The organism is Arcicella sp. GW822-FHT02H01 (assembly GCF_058802005.1).
Genome location: NZ_JBXANT010000001.1, coordinates 2270553 through 2288188 on the forward strand (window position 1 = coordinate 2270553; position 17636 = coordinate 2288188).

General features: G+C 36.2%; 18 protein-coding genes. 11 read left to right on the forward strand and 7 right to left on the reverse strand.

Translation table 11 applies throughout. The features are described 5' to 3' along the window. Nucleotides 1-268: 268 nt before the first annotated feature. The 5 genes from AC1RNE_RS09675 to AC1RNE_RS09695 form a co-directional block, all read right to left on the reverse strand. Nucleotides 269-751, reverse strand: a complete 483-nt coding sequence (locus AC1RNE_RS09675; RefSeq protein WP_492800784.1) for a hypothetical protein — start codon at nucleotides 749-751, stop codon at nucleotides 269-271. 68 nt (nucleotides 752-819) lie between these two features. Beyond that, nucleotides 820-1350, reverse strand: a complete 531-nt coding sequence (locus AC1RNE_RS09680) for a hypothetical protein (RefSeq protein ID WP_492800785.1) — start codon at nucleotides 1348-1350, stop codon at nucleotides 820-822. A gap of 32 nt (nucleotides 1351-1382) precedes the next feature. Further along, nucleotides 1383-4169 (reverse strand): hypothetical protein, encoded by a 2787-nt coding sequence (locus AC1RNE_RS09685; RefSeq protein WP_492800786.1) that lies wholly within the window; start codon nucleotides 4167-4169, stop codon nucleotides 1383-1385. 24 nt (nucleotides 4170-4193) lie between these two features. Next, entirely contained in the window at nucleotides 4194-4895 is a 702-nt protein-coding gene (locus AC1RNE_RS09690) for a hypothetical protein (protein ID WP_492800787.1), read from the reverse strand. Between the two features lie 264 nt (nucleotides 4896-5159). Next, complete coding sequence (locus tag AC1RNE_RS09695; protein WP_492800788.1) at nucleotides 5160-5711, reverse strand: hypothetical protein; 552 nt, start codon at nucleotides 5709-5711, stop codon at nucleotides 5160-5162. A gap of 592 nt (nucleotides 5712-6303) precedes the next feature. Between AC1RNE_RS09695 and AC1RNE_RS09700 the strand changes: the two genes are divergently transcribed. From AC1RNE_RS09700 to AC1RNE_RS09715, 4 genes are all read left to right on the forward strand, one after another. Continuing rightward, entirely contained in the window at nucleotides 6304-7899 is a 1596-nt protein-coding gene (locus tag AC1RNE_RS09700) for a 4Fe-4S binding protein (protein WP_492800789.1), read from the forward strand. After that, complete coding sequence (locus AC1RNE_RS09705) at nucleotides 7896-8417, forward strand: NADH-quinone oxidoreductase subunit J family protein (RefSeq protein WP_492800790.1); 522 nt, start codon at nucleotides 7896-7898, stop codon at nucleotides 8415-8417. Before AC1RNE_RS09700 ends, AC1RNE_RS09705 begins: the two co-directional genes overlap by 4 nt. A gap of 30 nt (nucleotides 8418-8447) precedes the next feature. Continuing rightward, on the forward strand, nucleotides 8448-8759 hold the full coding sequence (gene nuoK / locus AC1RNE_RS09710) for an NADH-quinone oxidoreductase subunit NuoK (protein ID WP_492800791.1): 312 nt from the start codon (nucleotides 8448-8450) through the stop codon (nucleotides 8757-8759). Between the two features lie 243 nt (nucleotides 8760-9002). Beyond that, entirely contained in the window at nucleotides 9003-9524 is a 522-nt protein-coding gene (locus AC1RNE_RS09715; RefSeq protein ID WP_492800793.1) for an acyl-CoA thioesterase, read from the forward strand. A gap of 122 nt (nucleotides 9525-9646) precedes the next feature. Here AC1RNE_RS09715 and AC1RNE_RS09720 read toward each other — a convergent pair whose 3' ends face one another. Both AC1RNE_RS09720 and AC1RNE_RS09725 read right to left on the reverse strand, forming a co-directional pair. Continuing rightward, on the reverse strand, nucleotides 9647-10516 hold the full coding sequence (locus tag AC1RNE_RS09720; RefSeq protein ID WP_492800794.1) for an SMP-30/gluconolactonase/LRE family protein: 870 nt from the start codon (nucleotides 10514-10516) through the stop codon (nucleotides 9647-9649). 39 nt (nucleotides 10517-10555) lie between these two features. Then, nucleotides 10556-11032, reverse strand: coding sequence for a nucleoside deaminase (locus AC1RNE_RS09725; protein ID WP_492800795.1), 477 nt, complete (start codon nucleotides 11030-11032; stop codon nucleotides 10556-10558). A gap of 394 nt (nucleotides 11033-11426) precedes the next feature. On the opposite strand from AC1RNE_RS09725, the gene AC1RNE_RS09730 reads away from it, so the two are divergent. The 7 genes from AC1RNE_RS09730 to AC1RNE_RS09760 all read left to right on the forward strand — a co-directional run bounded on the left by AC1RNE_RS09730 (nucleotide 11427) and on the right by AC1RNE_RS09760 (nucleotide 17567). Beyond that, a complete protein-coding gene (locus AC1RNE_RS09730; RefSeq protein WP_309915291.1) occupies nucleotides 11427-11816 on the forward strand; it encodes an NADH-quinone oxidoreductase subunit A in 390 nt (129 codons plus the stop codon). Nucleotides 11817-11967: 151 nt separating this feature from the next. Further along, a complete protein-coding gene (locus tag AC1RNE_RS09735; protein ID WP_492800796.1) occupies nucleotides 11968-12516 on the forward strand; it encodes an NADH-quinone oxidoreductase subunit B in 549 nt (182 codons plus the stop codon). Nucleotides 12517-12572: 56 nt separating this feature from the next. Continuing rightward, nucleotides 12573-13073, forward strand: coding sequence for an NADH-quinone oxidoreductase subunit C (locus tag AC1RNE_RS09740; RefSeq protein WP_492800797.1), 501 nt, complete (start codon nucleotides 12573-12575; stop codon nucleotides 13071-13073). A gap of 12 nt (nucleotides 13074-13085) precedes the next feature. Continuing rightward, nucleotides 13086-14321 (forward strand): NADH dehydrogenase (quinone) subunit D, encoded by a 1236-nt coding sequence (gene nuoD, locus AC1RNE_RS09745; RefSeq protein ID WP_492800798.1) that lies wholly within the window; start codon nucleotides 13086-13088, stop codon nucleotides 14319-14321. Nucleotides 14322-14345: 24 nt separating this feature from the next. Continuing rightward, a complete protein-coding gene (locus AC1RNE_RS09750) occupies nucleotides 14346-14840 on the forward strand; it encodes an NADH-quinone oxidoreductase subunit NuoE family protein (protein ID WP_323249531.1) in 495 nt (164 codons plus the stop codon). 185 nt (nucleotides 14841-15025) lie between these two features. Then, nucleotides 15026-16366: an NADH-quinone oxidoreductase subunit NuoF gene (gene nuoF / locus AC1RNE_RS09755; protein WP_492800799.1), complete on the forward strand. Its 1341-nt coding sequence runs from the start codon at nucleotides 15026-15028 to the stop codon at nucleotides 16364-16366. 10 nt (nucleotides 16367-16376) lie between these two features. Further along, on the forward strand, nucleotides 16377-17567 hold the full coding sequence (locus AC1RNE_RS09760) for a glycosyltransferase family 4 protein (protein WP_492800800.1): 1191 nt from the start codon (nucleotides 16377-16379) through the stop codon (nucleotides 17565-17567). The last annotated feature ends 69 nt before the right edge of the window (nucleotides 17568-17636 follow it).

The following is a 17636-nucleotide window of genomic DNA, read 5'->3' on the forward strand; positions in this document are numbered from 1 at the left end:
ACTCTTATTAATTGCTGTGAAAGTATTTTCGGTAAATCAAAGTTGGAACGTCTCTGATTTTCAATGATTTTGCCTTATTTTCTTTCTGAACGGGCATCCAGTTAAAAATTGGGAACGCAAAATTACGGAGTTGTTTTGTGATATGCAAAAAAAACAGCAAAAGTTTTACCTTCTTTCTTGATAAAATCTAAGCTTTTTTATCTTATCCTTTCAGAAACTTATGCTGACTCTTATTTATCAAGATTAAAATGATGATTCTCTATCCATTTTAAAGACCTGCTACGGTGTAAATGATTGTTGTTGAGTATGTTTTAACAGGAATTAGTACTGAAACTCCTGAAATTTCATATTGAATAGGTACCCCTACACGATTGCCTAAAAGAGCCAATGAGCCTGAGAAAAAATTAACATTTGAAGTAGTTATTTGTTGGTAGCTACTCACACCCGAAGGACTTATCGTGGCTAATAAACCCGCTGAACCATCCCCAGTTTTACGAACATATAATAATAGCCTTGAATCCCATACTACATCCTGACGCTTAACGACTACTTGATACCCTAGCAAAGAGCCATTAACATTGATAAGAGACTGGTTTGAAGCACTTGTCACATTAGCGGTATAGTCTGCACCAGCTTGGGTAATAGTAGAGGCGGCTAGCGACTCAGACCAAATGGTCCCTCCAGCCTGCACGCTAATGCTTTGTCCAAAAACTGATTGGCACATCAACAAGAATATGATGGTGTATCTCATAAGTATGAGTAGTGAATGATGAATGCTAAGTTTAAAATATTGCACTTTAGTCCATATAATTAAGCATTTCAATTATCTGATAAGGTATAAATTACAGAAAAAGATGTTGTGCCTTGGCGAAGTAAAGCATAATTGGTGATTGATAAACTAAATTGAAGATTATAACCATTGGATTCTCCTACACTAGTATAAGCTCCGCCAATATTATTAATTATTGTGGTGGTACTGCCCGACAATGTTACTAATCCTGTTGAAGTGCCATAGCTTCCAAAGCTATTGGCGGCTGTTCCCGCCTGTAGTCTCAAGGTAAGTCCACTCGGTATGCTCCCACTGGATACTTGAGCCGTTATTTTTCTAGTAGTACCCGTGGCTACACTTGAAGTAAAATTTATCCATTTAGTATTATTCGTCAATGTGCTAGTAAGGCTTCCTCCTGATGTACTGGGTACGGGGAACTGAAAGCTGATAGCACCATTATTGGGCTTAATACTAAGCAAGGAAACTGAATTAAGCGTAAGATTAACACTCACAGAGGCTGTACTCTGCCCCTGCAAATGCTGAAAGGATAATAGAAAAATTAAAAACGTTAATATTTTCATTACACATGTTAATAAACATTATTCAACTCCCCTTATTTATTTGCTTTTACATGCAACTGAAACGTTTTATCTGAAAAACGTATTTTTCGCTCTTTGCTGGTTACAGAAAAAGACATACGATTTGTCTGACTAGACATTACTTGGATTATTTGTTCGGGGTTTTCAATACTATATTGTTCTTGTTGATTAGGCAACCATACAGATACCTTCCATTCGCCTGGCAAGATTTCTTTATAACAGAATTCTCCTTTTTCATTGACTTTCGTAATGAAGGATTCTGAGTCTTTTTGAAACTTCACAAATATTAAAGGTACTTGTCGAAGTGAATCCCTATCATCATTAATGTTTTGGAAATTAATTTTTCCGACTACGTCTCCCGTCTTCACCAAATTAATCTTGATTTTATGTAAGCTATCTTGTTTAACATTTATCTCAATCGGAGGTTTGGGCGTACTTACAATTCCCGCCGCCATAGAAGTATTGTCTATCTTCAATAAATATTTTGCTGGTATCAATCCATTGAAATAAAAATTCCCTTTAGCATCTGTTACTGTTTTTTTATTACCCAGCTTTATCAACACATCCGACACTCGAATATCAGCATCAAGACTTGATACTTGTCCGTGAATCGCTCCTACTCTTCTATTTCTAGCAATGGGCAAATTCAACTTTAAGGAGTACTTGACAGAAAAGTAAAACATATCTCGTGTGCCTAAGTTGATATTTTGTTGATAAGGCACAAAGGTTTTGCCGAAGTTTACCGAAACAGCATGCTTTTCTTTAATATTTACATTAATCATTCCATTGACAAAAGACTGCGTTTCAACCAATGCATCAGGGGTATAATTATTACGATACATGAATGATGCATTCAACCAATGTTTAGCATTAATTTTCAAAGTACTGCCATAAAAATAATAATTGGTGATGGCATTATTGGCTGAGTATTTACTAGTTTGTTGATGTTCCAGAATTGCCCCAAACCAGATAGAACGCCCAATCCTTATCTGCGGATTTAAGGCATTAGCAATAGAGCGTCTAAGCGTCGTGGCATCATTGGGGACTAATAAATTTTGTGCCGAGCCGAATCTTCCGCTATAATTAATGTTAAACCGCTTTGAAAAGTAACTATACATCACATTGGCAAAGTCTTCTTTATAATGGAAGTTCTGAGGCATCATTCTATCCTCTCTTTCTTGCCAATTATAACTAACTCTTACTTGGTTTCGCTCATTTATCTGATAATCACCCACTACCATCAAGCTATTAATATAAGGTGAACTGTTATAAACGAGTAAATCCAGACTAGGGTTAATTCTGGTAAAATTGTGGCTAAACCCTACGCTTAGTTTATTCGAAAAACGATAATTTAAATTATTTATCGCTAGCCAGCTATTTTTATAAAATCCCTGAAAGTCTTTACTAGCATAAATAAGGTTGCTTGATAAATAAAGTTTCCCCAAGTTCAGATTCAAATTATTGTAGAAGGCATAACTCTTTTTATTCGATGTTTCGCTCATGGCAACCTCTGTTTCTATATCCCAATTTCTTGCCCTATAGCTACTAGTTATGCTCACAAGGTTTGACATCGTATTGGGCTTCAAAAAGTTTTGATTGCTCTTCTTTACTAAATCTACCCCTAGTTGAAATTTGGTAGAAGGAGTGAATCGTACATTTGCACCATATTCATAATTAATATCTGAAAAAAACCTAGGTTTAGCATAAAACACACTAAATCCAATTTTTTTAAAGTCATAATCATACCTAAATCCCCTGCTAAAGCGTCCAAATTCAACAAGATTAGAAAGTTTTAGTTGATAATCTCCCACTTGCAATGCTCCTCTTTTTTTAAAAATATACTTCAGAGAAAGAATTTCATACGAGCCCGTAATAGGTATATTGAATTGGTCTGGGCCATGAATAACAAATTCAACAAAATGATTTTTAGAAAAATCTAAAAAACCTCTTCCTCTTACGTCATATTGCAATGCTTTTAGTTTACTCTGCTCAGAAAAAGCACCTATATACATTCCTCCAATTTCAATCGGGAACCTTAAGCTTTGGTCTTGTGGTTTGTTTTCGATGCCATATACTGTTGTACTTACTAGACTAATGATGGGATTCAATGAATCTTTTAATAAAGTCACTAGGTCTGACGTAATATACCATGTACTCTCGGCAGTTTTGGGTACTTTCTGACTAACAGTGATTTGGATAGACTCTTTCTTTTTAAGCAATAAAGAATCTCCAAGCTTTTCTATTTTAGCCTGTGTTGATTTAATAAATAGTTTCTCATCAGCATTGCCTCCATTATAAACAAGGAACTGTACTTTAAGTGAATCTCCCTCTTTTACATAGTCTGGATTATCAAAAGATGTTATCTGTATATCTCTGACTCTTTTAACTAAAACCTTTATACGCTTACTAAGTATTGTTTTATTCATCTTAAAAATCATCAACACTTCGTGTTCAGAGGCTTTGGCATCTGCTGGGCACATAATGGTATAAATATACCTTACAAGCGTATCGTTATTCAAAGTCTTCTTCCCTAATAATAAGCGCCATTTTTCTGGAACATTGATAGATGGTTCGAATAAAGTGTCTTTAGCTATATTCCTTTTAATATCAGCAAAGAGTGTAAAGTATTTTCCTGGCTCTACAACGGCTGGCACATCAACTTTTAAAATATCTTCGTTTGCTGACTGTGCGGTAGCATTAGTAACCAATATGTTAATCAATATAACAATAAAGACACGTCCTCTTTGGAGAGGATGGTTTCTCAAATACCAGCAACAATATTTAATTTGAGAAAGTATCATTTATTTTACTTTCAAGGTATAACGCTATTCTATTTCTATTTCTACATTTGATGCCAATAAGTCAGTGCCATTATCTGCAATCAAAATTCCTTCATATTTACCCTTCGCAAGCCCGCTCACTTCTATTTCAAAACTATTGCATTTCTGAGGATATATTCGCTTGAAGTAGCTTTCAAGCACTTTCAGTTTCTGCTTTTTTTCATTGTAGATTTCTAGTATTACTTTGGTTTTTGTAGAAAAATTGCCTTCATTTTTTAGTAAAACGTCAACCATTTTTTTCTCTGATGCCAGATTCTTCACCTTTACATTTTCAAAATTCAAGTTTCCGTTTTCGTAACTCCCGTGGTCGGCTATTATTTGAACTGCATATCGAACTTTAGAATTTATTTTTAAGCCAGAATTATCATTTGTTACAACGGGGTCTGCTCCTTCTATCATCAAGACCGTCCAATAACTTCCATTTGACAGATTAGCGGGCAAACTAATGGTATAATTCACATCATACTCTTCATTTGGCAACAGCTCTTTTTCATTCAGGTTGGTAATTATATAAGGGGATAATGAGCGAGGATGCGTTGTGGCATTAGAAAAATCTCCTTCGACACCACATGCTAATATTAATTCTTCTTTATAGACTAATACTTTCTCTGGCGTATTAGAATCATTCCTGAGTTTGATTTTACCAGTAATAGCACTTCCATGATTGGTTTGATGGATATGTGTCAATCCGTTTAATATCACTATACTACCGTATGATGAATTGATTATCAGCAAGATAATAAGGACGACTTGATAAGAAAAAAGTATTGATATTTTCATGTATCTGTAGATGGCTTTATAATATTTAAAAGACAATAAGGTCTTCACTATGGTATAAAATACCATAGGCATCATGACAGTGGAATAAATAAAATGTTGATAGACAGTGCTGTGATAAATTGCTGGTAAAACCATTAGACGATGTTTATCACAGCACTGCTAAAGACTTGCCTAGTCTGACAATGTATACGTAATTGTTACAGAAGTAGTGCCAGATCTTAAATTACCATAATTTGAAGCCGTTCCTGTATTAAGGTTGTAAGTTAGATTACTTCCATCGGTAGCACCTATCCCTGTTGCACAACTAGTAATACCCGTAATTAAGGTTGCATCTGTTGCTGCAATCGCCGAAACTGTTGAGCCAGTTCCACCTCCGCCCAGTAAATTAGTTGCTGATGGGTCAGCCGCAGTAACACTGATATTTACTCCGTTTATTAAAGCAGATGTTTTCACAGATACCTTTCGGGTTGTTGCAGGGGCCGTCAGGATGGAAGAATACTGCAAATAAAGTGTAGAGTTGTTAGTTGGAGCATTTATCGCATTACCCGCTGTTGTCGGTGCTGTAAAATCCATCGTCAAATTTTTGGAAGCTACCGGCGCAATTCTAATTAACGTAACTGCTGGAATCGTAATGCTAATCGTGTGATTATCTGACTGTGCAAATAATTGACTTCCGATTAAGCAGCAAAACACTGTAAGAACAAGGAAAAATTTGGTTTTCATGATAGTAGATCATTAAAAATGGATGGATGGATATAAACAAAAATAAAAAATACTATAAAAATCCATAGTCATACACTATTAAACATATCATGAGTAATTACAATTTTTCAATTATAATTGCTAATGACATTTTTAATAAAATGCATTTTATGCTAGTATAAATTAATGATTGTGTGTGTTGTGTGGCGGTATTGTGTAATATGCTAGAAGCTTTAATAACACTATATTTCAATTATTTAACTGAATATATATTTATAATTTGCTTGAGATATGGTCAAGCAAAACGCTGGAATACGTAAAAATCATAATGGATGGGAATTTATTAATTTAAACAGTTAGTCTACCTATATTTATATTTTATGTAAATATATGAATAGTTTTTATAAAAAAAAGCTGAGTAATACTTTTTTTATAAAATATTTACTCCATTTAAAAACTACCCCTATCCTGTATACTGTATAGCACAGCTAGAAAAATGAATTGTTCTTTCATTTGTAAATGCTCACAACGTACCTTTGTTGAGAAATTATCTTTCAATTTGAAAATGATAAAAGTAGATTCAGCGTCATAAACCTGAAAAATTGATTTACCTGTGCATAAAGGAGCAAACAATACATATTTCGGAAACATCAAGGAAGGTATTAAATCTTCTTTAAAAGGGCTTTCGTTATCGTGGAGACACTTAAAAGAAGCACGCCAAAGCCGAAAACCAATTTTTGTAAATAATCCTGATTACTTCAAACAAGAGACAGGCATTGTTACATTACAATACCCTCATGAGAAGCTTCCATTGCCCGACAATGGTCGCTATCAACTGCATAATGAAATGGACGATTGTATCGTCTGTGATAAATGTGCGAAGGTATGTCCTGTTGATTGTATCGAAATTGAGCCTATCAAGGCAACGGGTATTGCTGGGTATGCTTCCGATGGTTCTGCTATTCGTTTGTATGCAGCAAAGTTTGACATAGACATGGCAAAATGCTGTTTCTGTGGGTTGTGTACTACTGTTTGTCCGACTGAATGTTTGACGATGACACATGAGTACGATTTTTCTGAATTCGATATTACTAAACATAATTTTGCCTTCGGAAATCTTTCTGCTGAACAAGCCCAAGAGAAACGTGAGCTTTATGACCAATTCATGCTTGAAAAAGAAGCAATGAAAGGGTTGAAAACGAAAAGTGCTAGACTAGAAGACACTAGACTAGAGGATACTAAAGCCGAAGAGATTGTCCCTGCTACAAGACCGAAGCCAGCCTTTAAGCCTGCATTTAAGAAGCAAGACACAGGACTCGAAGACACAGGACTGGAGGTAAAGAAGGATGTAGAAGATGTAAAAATAGAAGAAATTAATCCTGCTCCAAGACCGAAGCCAGCCTTTAAGCCTGCGTTTAAGAAAAAGGAGGAAGGACTGGAAGATAATGGACTAGAGGGACTTAAGACGCTAGACACTAGACTAGAAGACACTAAAGCCGAAGAGATTGTCCCTGCCCCAAGACCGAAGCCTGTTTTTAAACCTTCATTTAAGAAAAAGGAAGAAGGATTAGAAAACACTGGACTAGACATAAAGAAAGAGGAAGTTGAAGAAGTAAAAGCAGAAGAAGTTGCTCCTGCTCCAAGACCGAAGCCTGTTTTTAAACCTTCGTTTAAGAAGCAAGACACAGGACTGGAAGACGCGGGACTGGAGGTAAAGAAAGAGGAAGTAATAGCGGAGATAAAAGTTGAAGAAGTTATTCCTGCCTCAAGACCGAAGCCTGTTTTTAAACCTTCGTTTAAGAAAAAAGAAGAAGGATTAGAAAATACTGGATTAGAGGTAAAGAAGGAAGACGTTGAAGAAATAAAAGAAGAAGAAATTACTCCTACTCCAAGACCAAAACCTGTTTTTAAACCAACGTTTAAGAAAAAAGAAGAAGGACTGGAAGACACTGGACTAGAAGTAAAGAAAGAAGATGTGGAGGAAATAAAGGCAGCAGAAGAAGCTCCTGCGCCAAGACCAAAACCTGCTTTTAAACCAACGTTTAAGAAAAAAGAAGAAGGACTGGAAGATGTTAGACTGGAGGTAAAGAAAGAAACAGAAGAGATAAAAGAAGTAGAAGACGTAAAAGCAGAAGAAGTCACTCCTGCGCCAAGACCAAAACCTGCTTTTAAACCAACGTTTAAACCTAAACCAAAAACTGACAATTGATACCTTTCATTTTTATAGCATTTATCTTATTAATAGCCGTCTCTGCAAGTGTTGTTTTGTGGAGTAAAAATGTATTATATGCTGCCTTCAGCCTTTTGCTTACTTTCTTTGGTATTGCGGCGCTATATGTATTGATTGGGGCAGACTTTCTGGCTATTACTCAACTTCTAGTATATGTAGGAGGAATTTTAGTCTTATTAATTTTTGGTGTAATGCTTACCAACCAAAAAGGAAGTAAGGAGAATGGCAAGAATGACATCATAGGTACAAATACTAACCGATTCATTGGATTTGTTGTCGCCATAGGATTATTCGGATTACTTTTTTATTCTTTTGCAAGGGCTGATTTCATCAAAATACAATCTTACTTATTCGAAACCACTGAGACCTTTTCTACTACTCAAAATATTGGTGTTTTATTAATGACTGACTTTGTTTTACCTTTTGAGGTTTCAGGTGTTTTATTAATGGCAACTTTGATTGGTGCGGCATATCTAAGTAATAAATCTAAAGTATAAATATTGATAAACGCTGTAGATATTTTCAACATGGATAATAGTTTTCTTTCATATTATTTACTCACTGGTGCTTTATTATTCAGCATAGGCTTGGCTGTTGTGGTTACGAAACGAAATGTTATCGTAGTGTTGATGGGGATAGAATTGATGCTAAATGCTGTAAACCTAAACCTTGTAGCTTTCAGTAAAAACGACCCTGATTTGCAAGGACAAATGTTTGCTCTTTTTGTAATTGTAGTAGCCGTTTGTGAAGCCGTTGTGGCATTGGCAATCGTTTTGAAAGCACATGAACATTTCAACACCATCAATCTAGACGAAATAGGTACTAATTCGGAAGAGTAGATAGCTATCAGCTTTCGGATTTTCGGCTGTCAGACATCAGCTGTCAGTCATCGGATTTCAGCTTTCGGCCATTATGCTATTTCTTGATTAGGTTGAAAGCTAAATATTCCAAAAGTATAAAAAAGCCCAAAAGTTAACTCCTGAAAACCAATAACCGAAGCCCAAAAGCTGAAATCCGAAGTCCGAAAGCCGACGACCGAAAGCCAAAAAAGCCCCAAAAATATTAACCTTCATTCAACTAAAATGACAAAGACTAAATACGTTTCAGAATCTCTTACTACTATGACGGAAATGATATTTCCGAACGATACCAATACTTTAGGAAATTTGATGGGTGGTAACCTTATGCGTATGATGGATGTTGTGGGTGCTATTTGTGCTCAGAAACATTCAAACCGTATTGTAGTTACTGCTTCTGTAGATAATGTATCTTTTAAGGAATCTATTCCACTGGGCAGTGTAGTTACGTTGCAAGCCAAAGTTACTCGTGCTTTTAGTTCTTCTATGGAAGTGGTAATAGATGTGTGGGCGGAAGATATTCCTGCTCAACAAAGAGTAAGTACTAATAAAGCCTTTTTTACTTTTGTAGCAGTTGACCAAAGTGGTCGCCCAATAGATGTACCTATTTCATTAACAGAAACGGAAGAGGAAAAATCACTTTATGATGGAGCTTTACGTAGACGTCAACTTCGTTTGGTTTTGGCAGGCAGAATGAAACCATCAGATGCTACCGAATTAAAATCGTTTTTAAACGGAGGGGAATAGATGTTGAGCTATGAGCTATGAGTTATCAGCTTTGAGCCATTAGTTTATGGTTGAGGCAATGACAGCTTATAGCTCAAGGCTCATTTCTCACAGCTCAAGGCTTAAAGCTCACAGCTCACCCCTTACTTCAAATTAAAACGCTCCATCCCTTTTCTATCCTGTAGGGTTACGTAAGCATATTTCTTATCTGGGCTGAATACGATGTTACTACTTTGTAAGCCTTTCAGTTGTACCTCTTTCTCCAATTTACCTGCTTTAGTAAATATTAGGATTTTACCTAGTCCCCAGCGACAAACATACAGATTTCCCTTTGCATCACATTTCATCCCATCCAAACCTCCATCTTCAAAAGAAGTGAAAAGTCTTTTATTGGAAATATTTCCTGCAAGGTCAACATCAAAAGCCCAAACTTTCTTCTGAACACTTTCATTGACATACAACGTTTTTTCATCTGGACTCAAACAAATGCCATTGGTAGTTCCCATTTGGTCTGTCAATAGGGTTTCTTTCCCTCCTTTATCTATGCGCCAAATTTTTCCAGTTGAGTTCTTCCAATTAGGGTCTGAAGCAAAAATCACATCTTTTTTGGTGATACAAATATCATTGGGCTGGTTAAAAGCATCATTATGGCAATACGTAGAGACTGCCTTATTCTTCATATTTACCTTCAATACGTTATGCCCAGAAAAATCGGCTAATAACATATTACCTGCTTTATCAAATTGAATGGCATTCGCCGTACTACCTTTGGGTAAAGTCAGGAACAATTCGCAAGTACCGTCAGGTTTTACTTTACCAATCGTGCCATCTTCTTTAAAATTAACTACATATAAATTTCCCGCTTTATCAAAATTAGGACCTTCTATATTATTAGTAAATAGGTTCTCTGCCGTAAAATCTTCTACTTTGGTCGGTTGCTGAGCAAAAGCCTGACAAGAGAGTAATGAAAGTGCTAGTAGCCTTAGCGAGTAGCGTGTCTTTGTGTGTTTCATTGAACGTAATTAAAAGAGTATATTAAAATTAAATTGGATTCAGTAATCAATCTTGTTATTCATATTTTGCCACAAGTCAAAAGCTTGTTGGGCTTCCTCTCTTCCCAAAGGAATCATTTGTATTTGGCGTTCTGAAATAGGCAAGGGAATTTCGTCATAAATAAAGGCATCGTCAAAACCCGCTTTAGCTGCATCGTCACGTGTATTGCCATAATATACTTTTAAAGGACGCGCCCAATAGATTGCTCCCAAACACATCGGGCAAGGCTCGCATGAAGTGTATAGCTCGCAATCTGCCAACTGAAAAGTATTCAAGTTTTTACAGGCATCTCTAATAGCCATTACCTCCGCATGAGCCGTTGGGTCGTTTGTAGAGGTCACTTGATTATAACCTTCACCTACAATTTCTCCATTCTTTACAATTACTGCTCCAAAAGGCCCTCCTTTTCCATCCGAACTTCCTTTGATAGATAGTTCGATGGCTCTCTTCATAAATTTTATGTTGTCTTGTTCCATGATGAATATTTTTAGCAAGTTAATAAACACAATCAAAACTCTAACGACTAACATCGTCTTAGCCTTGTATTTGTTTTTTTTAATAAAGTTTTTTGGCGTAAAAAATCAGAAATTAACGAGCAGATATGCTTCTGAAACGCATTCATAAAAAGCGATTAAATGTTAAAACATGAATGTCTTATTTAGTATGAATCCATATAACAGATTATAACATGGCTTTCTGTATTCTCTTTGGCATTTCCGTCTAATTTTAGCATTAAAAAAATGTCGCAAACAAAATTTTATCAGTAAATTGCAGATAAATTTTGAAAAGATACTAGTAAAATAACGTATCGGTTTGGAGACGAAGATGTAATCATCTGAAAATCAAAACCTAAAACTCAAAAAATCAACAATGAACTATCAACCGTCAGATTACCTTCCAATACTTGTTCAATTAGGGGCTGCTTTAGCATTTATTGTTGCAACAATGCTTGCAACACACTGGCTAGGTCCTAAACGTCACAGTGTACTTAAAGATGATGCGTTTGAATGTGGTATCGAATCAGTTGGTGATGCCCGCACGCCTATCTCTGTTAAATACTTCCTTGTAGCCATTCTTTTTGTGTTATTTGATGTAGAGATTATTTTTATGTATCCTTGGGCTGTAAACTTTATGGGATGGGTAAAATCATCTTCTGATGTAGCCATTACGATGTTTCTTGAAATGTTAGTATTTATGGGCTTATTATTAGTAGGCTTTATCTATGTTATCAAGAAGGGTGTTTTGACTTGGGAAAAATAGTATCGTTGAATAGAATGGTTTTTCTGTAAACAAGCCTTTCGTTATTCACAGTGTTATCACAGATGTTGAATATTTAATATATTGTGTTACTGATTATTGAATAAAATGTCTTCAATGACGTTTCTAATAATTAGCTTCACAAATAGATACAATGAGCGATAGAATAATAAAAACAGTTGATGCTCCAGAAGGAATTGAAGGACAAGGTTTCTTCGCTGGCAAATTAGATGATCTCGTGGGTCTTGCTCGTGCAAATTCACTTTGGCCACTTCCCTTCGCTACTTCATGTTGCGGTATCGAGTTCATGGCTACAATGGCTTCACACTATGACATCTCGCGTTTTGGTTCAGAGCGTATGTCATTCTCAGCACGTCAAGCAGACATCTTAATGGTAATGGGGACTATTTCTAAAAAAATGGGACCAATCCTCAAACAAGTGTATCTTCAAATGGCTGAGCCTCGTTGGGTTCTTTCAGTAGGAGCATGTGCCTGTTCGGGTGGAATTTTTGATACTTACTCTGTTTTACAAGGTATAGACCGTATTATTCCTGTGGATGTTTATGTTCCAGGTTGCCCGCCACGTCCAGAGCAAATTTTGGATGGCTTTATGCAGATTCAGGAAATTGCTAAATCAGAGCAACGCCGTCGTAGAGAATCTCCTGAATACAAAGCACTTTTAGCATCTTACGGAATAGAGTAACAGTTATCCGTTTTACTAAACATATTTAGTAACGACGATTGACAGATAAGCTAACAATGACAAACGAACAAATAGCACAAGATTTAGTCGCACAATTTGGCGAAGATAATATTTTTGGAATTGTAGAAAACTACGGATTATTAAACGTAACTACTACAACCGACACTATTGTGCCGTTGATGCATTACTTATATCAACACCCGACCTTCAAATTCCAATTTTTAACAGATTTAGGCGGTATTCATTTTCCAGACGTTCCAAGCCATGAATTTGGCGTTATTTATCACTTACATAGTTTAGAAAACAATGTAAGATTGATTATTAAATTGTACGTTACACGAGAAAACATCGTAGTACCAACCATCACAGGTTTGTATGCGTGTGCCAATTGGATGGAAAGAGAAGCCTTTGATTTCTTTGGAATTATGTTTTTGGGACATCCAAAAATGGAACGTGTTCTGAATGATGAAGAAATGGATTATCATCCGATGCGTAAAGAATATCCATTAGAAGACGCCACTCGTCAAGACAAAATTGATGCCTTATTTGGTAGATAAATTTATAAAAATATGTCTGAAATCGCATTAGTATCAAGCCCTTTCGTAGGCTTAGAGAAAGCACAACTAGATAAAAAGTATGTCAATGAGTTGACTACCCTAAACTTAGGGCCAACTCACCCTGCCACTCATGGTATTTTTCAAAACATCTTAACGATGGACGGAGAAACTATTATTGATGCAGAACAGACAGTAGGGTATATTCACCGTGCATTCGAGAAAATTGCTGAGCGTCGTCCTCTTTATCAAATCACAACGCTTACAGACCGTATGAACTACTGTTCGTCGCCAATCAATAATATGGGTTGGCACATGACGGTAGAAAAACTGTTGGGTGTTGAAGTACCTAAAAGGGCACAATATATCCGTGTAATCATGATGGAATTAGCCCGTCTTGCTGACCACATCATTTGTAATTCTATTCTTGCTGTTGATACGGGTGCTTTAACAGGTTTCTTGTATGTAATGCAGTGGAGAGAGCACATTTACGAAATCTATGAAGAAATGTGTGGTGCTCGCCTAACGACCAATATGGGGCGTTGTGGTGGAATGGAAAGAGACCTTTCTAAAGAAGCTATCCGTAAAATTCAAGTGCTCCTTGATGATTTTCCCCCTGTACTTCGTGAATTTGAAAGCCTAGTAAAACGAAACCGTATCTTTATGGATAGAACCATAGATGTAGGCGCTATTTCTGCTGAACGTGCTTTAAATTATGGATTTACAGGTCCAAATCTACGTGCTGCGGGTGTTGATTATGACGTTCGTGCTATGAATCCATATTCGTCGTATGAAGATTTTGATTTTGAAGTGCCAGTAGGAACCAAAGGAGATACCTATGACCGTTTCTTGGTTCGTGGTGAAGAAATGTGGCAGAGTTTAAAAATCATTAAACAAGCCCTAAATAATTTGCCTGAAGGACCTTTCCACGCAAATGCTCCGCATTATTATTTACCTGACAAAAACGAGGTTTATAGCAACATGGAAGCGTTGATTTATCATTTCAAAATTGTGATGGGTGAAATCGATGCTCCTGTCGGAGAAGTGTATCATTCTGTAGAAGGTGGTAACGGTGAACTTGGTTTTTATTTAGTCTCAGATGGTGGACGTGCACCATATCGTTTGAAATTCCGTCGCCCTTGCTATATTTATTATCAAGCATTCCCTGAAATGATTAAAGGTTCAACACTTTCTGATGCCATCGTTACGATGTCGTCAATGAATGTGATTGCAGGGGAATTAGACGCGTAATTTTTGCTTAATTCAGAATAAAACATGACAAATACACAAACCATACAGTTTCCAGCTGATACGTTGGAGTTAGTTCATAGAATCATTAAACGTTACCCAGAAGGTAAGCAAAAATCAGCTTTACTTCCAATTTTACATTTGGCTCAAGCAGAGTGGAGATGGTGTAGTTCAGAAGTAATGGATTATGTGGCTAATTTGTTAAAAATAAAGCCTGTTGAAGTTTATGAAGTGGCTTCATTTTATACAATGTTTCACCTTGAACCAGTAGGTGAACACGTAATAGAGTATTGTCGTACAGGGCCTTGTTGTTTGATGGGTGGCGTTGAAGTATATGACCACTTAAAGCAAAAACTAGGAATTGAAACTGGTGAAACTACGCCAGACGGCAAGTTTACCATCAAAGAAGTAGAATGCTTAGCAGCCTGTGGTTGGGGACCTGTGTTTCAAATTCGAGAAAAATATTATATGAATTTGACCAACGAGAAGGTTGATGAAATCATTGATGAGTTGTCAAAATAGTAATGATATGAAGTAAGAACTTTGAGTGATGAGCAATGAGTTTTGAGCGATTTGATATACATCATTTTAATTCATACAATCACGACTATTTACTACTAAAACATCTGAACTAGTTTTAAAAGTAATTTATTGATAAACTTTATCTGAATTCGATGCGAAGTATCGCTAATCAAATTTAATAGAAAATGAAAATATTAACTGAACATATTGACGTACAAGGTATTAACACTATTGATGTTTTTCGTAAAAATGGTGGATATAGCGCAGTAGAGAAAGCTTTGAAAACGATGACTCCTGATGAGGTTACTGAAGAAGTAAAGAAATCAGGTATTCGTGGACGTGGTGGTGCTGGTTTCCCGATGGGTATGAAATGGTCATTTTTGGCTAAACCCGAAGGTATTCCTCGTTATTTAGTTTGTAATGCGGATGAATCAGAACCTGGTACTTTCAAAGACCACTATTTGATGATGAAGTCGCCTCATACTTTAATTGAGGGAATGATTGTATCGTCGTATGCTTTAGGAGCAAATACTTCTTATATTTATGTAAGAGGAGAATTAATGTATGTTATCAATATCCTTGAAAAAGCTATTCAAGAAGCGTATGACAAAGGATTATTAGGTAAAAACATTTTGGGTTCTGGATATGACCTCGACCTTTTTGTTCAGCCTGGTGGGGGTGCTTATATCTGTGGAGAAGAAACTGCTTTGTTGGAATCTTTGGAAGGTAAACGTGGAAACCCACGGAACAAGCCTCCCTTTCCAGCGGTAAAAGGTTTGTGGCAATGCCCTACAGTTGTTAACAATGTAGAATCGATTGCTGCTACTTCTTGGATTATTAACAATGGTGGCGATGAGTACGCCAAAATTGGTATTGGTAGAAGTACAGGAACAAAATTAATATCAGCCTCTGGCCATGTTCGTAAGCCAGGTGTATACGAAATTCCATTGGGTATTACTGTTGAAGATTTTATCTATGCAGATGAATGGTGTGGAGGTATCAGAGATGGACATAAATTAAAAGCTGTCGTAGCAGGTGGGTCTTCTGTACCTATTCTTCCAGCAGAGTTGATTCTTAAAACAGTCAATGGTGAAAACCGTTTGATGACTTACGAATCGCTTTCTGATGGTGGATTTATTACAGGTACTATGTTAGGGTCTGGTGGTTTTGTTGTGATGGACGAAACTACTTGTATTGTTCATAATACGCTTACTTTTGGTCGTTTTTATCACCATGAATCATGCGGACAATGTTCGCCATGCCGTGAAGGAACAGGCTGGATGGACAAAGTGCTTTATAGAATAGAGCACGGAAAGGGCCGTCAGGAAGATGTTGATTTATTAGTTGATGTAGCTAAAAAAATTGAAGGTAATACGATTTGCCCATTAGGTGAAGCTGCCGCTTGGCCAGTTGCTGCCGCTATTCGTCACTTCCGTGATGAGTTTGAATGGCACATTAAATTCCCTGAAAAAGCCACACAAAAAGGAGCAGTATTTATGCGTGAAGGTGCAAGTTGGAGTTTATAATTTAAAGGATATGCAAAAAAAGATATTATTTATTGGTCACGACGCCAATGTTGCGGGTGCACAATATGTACTACTTGATTTACTTAAATCTTTAAAAAATCAAGGGTTAGAAATATATCTTTTATTAGCAAAAGGCGGTACTTTACTAGCTGAATTTAATAAAGTAGCTAATGTGATTCTTTGGGAATACAATGAAGAATCATCACGAAGAAACCCTTATTCAAGAATCATTTACGATAAAGTTTTTAAACTAAACAAAATTCGTAAACTGAACTTTTATCAGGAAAAACATAAAGAGCTAGCCGACCTAAAGTTCGATTTGATTTTTTCAAATACCATTGCCAACGGTGGCTTATTACGAAGTCTGGAGTTTTTGAAATGTCCCTTTGTAGTATATGTACATGAACTTGAAAATTCTATTCAAAAATATACGTTACCAGAGGATTTGGAATATCAAGTACAAAATTGTACTCATTTTTTAGCCGCCTCAAAAGAGATTAAAAGTAATCTGTTTAAAAACCATCAAATTGCTGAAGATAGAGTAACAGTTGTGAATCCATTTATATCGGTAAGTGGCATTCTCAATAAGTTGCATTATGCGAACAGAACAGGCATCAGAAAACGCCTGAATATTCCTAGTGATGCTTTAGTGATTGGAGGATGCGGAAATTTTGAATGGAGAAAAGGCGTTGATACATTTTTGTCAGTAGCCAATGCCGTTTTTAGTGAAAAGAAAGATGTTCATTTTTTGTGGATAGGTATTCAAAAAAACTCTATTGAACACCAAAACATTTTGTATGATTTGGAAAAAATGGGCATTGAAAATCACGTGCATGTAATTGCTCCTACCAGAGATAACATTGATTACATGGCTTGTTTCGATATATTCTTTCTTTCTTCAAGAGAAGACCCTCATCCATTAGTGATGATTGAGGCAAGTTTGAATAAAATTCCTGTTGTGTGTTTTGATAAAGCTGGGGGTGCGCCTGAATATGTTGATAAAGATGAAAGAGTAATCATTCCTTACGGAAGTATCATTAGTGCTAAAAGTAAATTGATTACCTTGATTGAGAATAAATTACTCAGAGAAGAAATTGGGCAAAAGATGTATCAGAAAGCCTTAAATTATGATGCTTCTGTGATAGCTCCGCAGATATTACAAATTTTAGAAGAAATAAACGAGCATGAAAGTATTGCTTAATCTTGAGATAAGGTACTATTCAAATCGTTAATAATTGGGTTGCTCTTAGGAAAAACCATGTTTTAATCG